At 69.4% G+C, this 3,135-nt stretch carries 4 protein-coding genes; 1 reads left to right on the top strand and 3 read right to left on the bottom strand.

The features are described 5' to 3' along the window. Positions 1–98 precede the first annotated feature (98 nt). From ACFWBW_RS33070 to ACFWBW_RS33060, 3 genes are all read right to left on the bottom strand, one after another. On the bottom strand, positions 99–509 hold the full coding sequence (locus ACFWBW_RS33070) for a rodlin (RefSeq protein WP_385380530.1): 411 nt from the start codon (positions 507–509) through the stop codon (positions 99–101). 330 nt (positions 510–839) lie between these two features. Continuing rightward, positions 840–1,031, bottom strand: coding sequence for a DUF5302 domain-containing protein (locus tag ACFWBW_RS33065; protein WP_385380527.1), 192 nt, complete (start codon positions 1,029–1,031; stop codon positions 840–842). A 136-nt stretch (positions 1,032–1,167) separates the two neighbouring features. Continuing rightward, on the bottom strand, positions 1,168–1,611 hold the full coding sequence (locus ACFWBW_RS33060; RefSeq protein ID WP_385380524.1) for a MarR family winged helix-turn-helix transcriptional regulator: 444 nt from the start codon (positions 1,609–1,611) through the stop codon (positions 1,168–1,170). A 143-nt stretch (positions 1,612–1,754) separates the two neighbouring features. Here ACFWBW_RS33060 and ACFWBW_RS33055 point away from each other — a divergent pair. Further along, positions 1,755–3,135 (top strand): MFS transporter (locus tag ACFWBW_RS33055; protein WP_385380521.1); only part of this gene is annotated, 1,381 nt, incomplete at its 3' end.

Raw genomic sequence — 3,135 nt, 5'->3', positions numbered from 1 at the left:
CTGGAGGGGGGGGTGTTCTGGGCTCGCAAGGGCCGAAACAAAACCGACCCTCCGTCACCACCCCCGGAGGGTAGGGACACCGCCGCTTCGTTCTTGGGTCAGCTACCGGCGGAGAGGTTGCCGGAGAGGACCGGGATGTTGTTCAGGATGTGCGAGGCGGTCTCGTCACCCTTGGCCTGGGTGGAGTTCTCGGCGCACTGCTGGTTCTGCGGGTTGGACGCGATCGGGATGTCCTGGACGCCGACGTTGATCAGGGCCAGGATCGACTGGGCGTTGACCTTCGCGGGCAGGCCGACACAGAGCTTGTTCAGGGAGCCCTGGATGGCGGACATCTGCGGGCTCATGGAGCCGGCGGTCTCCTGGTTGCCGTAGACCTGGGAGGACTCGTTGCCGTTGACCGTGTTGACGCCGTTGTCGTTGCCGATCGCCATCGCCGGGGAGGCTACGGCGGCACCGGCACCCAGAACGGCGGCGGTGGCGGCTGCGGTGGCCATGAACTTCTTGAGCATGTGGGGGATCCTTCTTCTGTCGCACTGTCGCATGAGATAGCTGCCCTCGGCGGGACGAGCTGCTCAACTGCCGTGGACACCGGGGGTTATCACCCATCACCCGAGTGGCTCAACGTTGCACTCCACCGGTGCGGTCGCGCGTCGGCCGATTGACCCAACGCCGACGGGCGGGCGGATCCCGTTCCCCGAGTGCGTGCGTGTGCGTGCGCCCCTGGTTCGCGCCCCGCGCGCCGGGGGATGCCGTCCCCGACCGGGTCCGGACCGTATGAGGGTCCCGGACCCCGTCGGGGCCGGCGGGGGCGGTGTCGCGGCAGTGCGACGCCGCCGCGGTCAGCCGGTCTTGCGGCGGACCTTCTTGTTCTTGCCCCCGGGGTTGCCGCCGGCGCCCTGGATCTTCGCCCGGCTCTGGTGTGCCTGCTGCGACTGGGCATTGGCGGCGTTCCGCTCCAGGGCCTCCTTGAACTTGCGCTTGGCCACCTCGGCCGGCGATTCGTTCTGCGGGGTGTCTGATTCTTCTGACATGCGTCCTCCTGGAATGTTCTGAAGCCGTTGCAGTCTGTCAGGTGGCGTTTCCCCTGGCCAACGCGTTCGGGCGATCCGGCTTCGGAGTGGCGTCTCAGTGGTGTCGTAGTGGCGTCCGAGCGGCTCGGACCCGCCCTCAGGCGTCCTTCTCCAAGGTCGGCCGCAGTCGCTCCAGCAGGGCGTGGAGGGTGGCGCGCTCGGTGTCGTCCAGGGTGTCGAGGGCGCCGTGTGTGGCCTGCATCTCCTCGCGCACGCGGCGGATCACCTCGCGGCCCGCTTCCGTGGCCACGACGTTCTTCACGCGCCGGTCCGTGGGGTCGGGCTCGCGGCGGACGAGCTCGCGGGCCTCCAGCCGGTCCACGATGCCGGTCACGTTCGAGGCGTCGCACACCAGGAGGGTGGCGAGGCCCCGCATCGGGAGCGGACCGTTCAGCTGGGCGAGGACCTTGGCCTGGGTGGAGGTGAGGCCGTGGTGTGCGGCGGCCCCCGCGAAGTCCCGCCACTGGGCGGTGCCGATCGCGGCGAGCAGCTCCAGCAGCTCCAGCTTGGTCGGGACGGCGTGGGGGGTGGTGGCGCTCATGCTAGGAGCGTACTCAAGGTACTTCACATTATCAACCTTTTACTTGACCACCTTAACTATTGAGGTCTACCGTCTGCTGGAGTCGAAGTACTTGATGACATCAAACATCTGCGATCTGAAGCACTGAAAAGGTCCTCCCTGTCATGAGCCCCACCCCCACCGCCACCACCCGGGCCGGCGGCCACCGGAACGAGACGGTCATCGTCTTCGCCCTGAGCCTGGCCGCCATGGTCGTGTCGATGATGCAGACGTTGCCGGTCCCGATCCTGGGGCTGATCCGCAGCGATCTCGGCACCACCACCGCCAACGTCAGCTGGGTGACCACCGCCACCCTGCTGTCCGCCGCCGTCTTCACCCCGCTGCTGGGCCGCTTCGGCGACCAGCACGGCAAGAAGCCGACGCTGGTGGCCGTACTGGGCGTCATGGTCGCGGGCTCCGTCATCGCCGCGCTCGCGTCCTCCCTCCCCCTGCTCCTCCTCGGCCGGGTCCTCCAAGGCGCCGCGACCGCGATCTTCCCGCTCGCCCTGTCGGTGCTGCGCGAAGAGGTCCGCCCGCAGAAGCTCCCCGGAGCGATGGCCCTGGTCAGCGGCACCCTCGCGTTCGGCAGCGGCCTCGCGCTCGTCGCCACCGGCCTGCTGACCTCCGGCAGCGACGCGGACTACCGCAACGCCTTCTGGATGGCCACCGGCTTCGCCGTCCTCGCGCTGCTCGCCGTCGTCTTCCTGGTTCCGGCGACCCGGCACAAGACCGGCGGCCGTACGGACTTCCTCGGCGCCCTCACCCTGGGCATCGCCCTGCTGCTGCTCCTGCTGCCGATCTCCCAGGGCCACGAGTGGGGCTGGGCCTCCGGCCGTACGCTGGGCAGCTTCGCCGGCGCCGTCGTCATGACCGCCGTCTGGGTGCTGACCGAGCTCAAGGTCCGCGAGCCCCTCGTCGACATGCGGATGTTCGTCCACCGTCCGGTCCTGATGGCCAACCTGGCCGGCATCCTCGTCGGCTTCGGCATGTTCGCGAACTTCCTGGGTGTCTCCTACCTCGTCCAGATGCCCAAGGCCCTGACCGGCTACGGCTTCGACGCCTCCATCCTGCGCGCCTCCGTGGAGTTCCTGCTGCCCGGCGCGATCGTCTCGCTCCTCGCCTCGCCCATCGGCGGACAGCTGGTCCGCCACCGCGGGCCGCGCGCCGCACTGGCCGTGGCCGCGGCCCTCGGCGCCGCCGGCTTCGGGTGGCTGGCCCTGGACCACGGGCACAGCGCCTCGGTGATCGGCGCCGGCCTCATCGTCGGCGCGGCCGTGAGCTTCGGCTACGCGGCGATGCCGGCCGTGATCATGGCGAGCGTTCCGCACCACCAGAGCGGCATCGCCAACGGCATCAATTCGATCTCCCGCTCCACCGGCAGTGCGATCGGCAGCGCCATCGTGACCACCATCCTGGCCTCGAAGACGATCGAGCACCTGCCGGCGGGAGTCCCGGCACTGCCCGCGGAATCCGGCTTCACCCTCACCTTCGCCATCGGCGCCGTGG

Source organism: Streptomyces sp. NPDC059957 (genome assembly GCF_042730015.1).
GTDB lineage: Bacteria > Actinomycetota > Actinomycetes > Streptomycetales > Streptomycetaceae > Streptomyces.
This window is presented reverse-complemented; position numbering and strand designations above follow the sequence as displayed.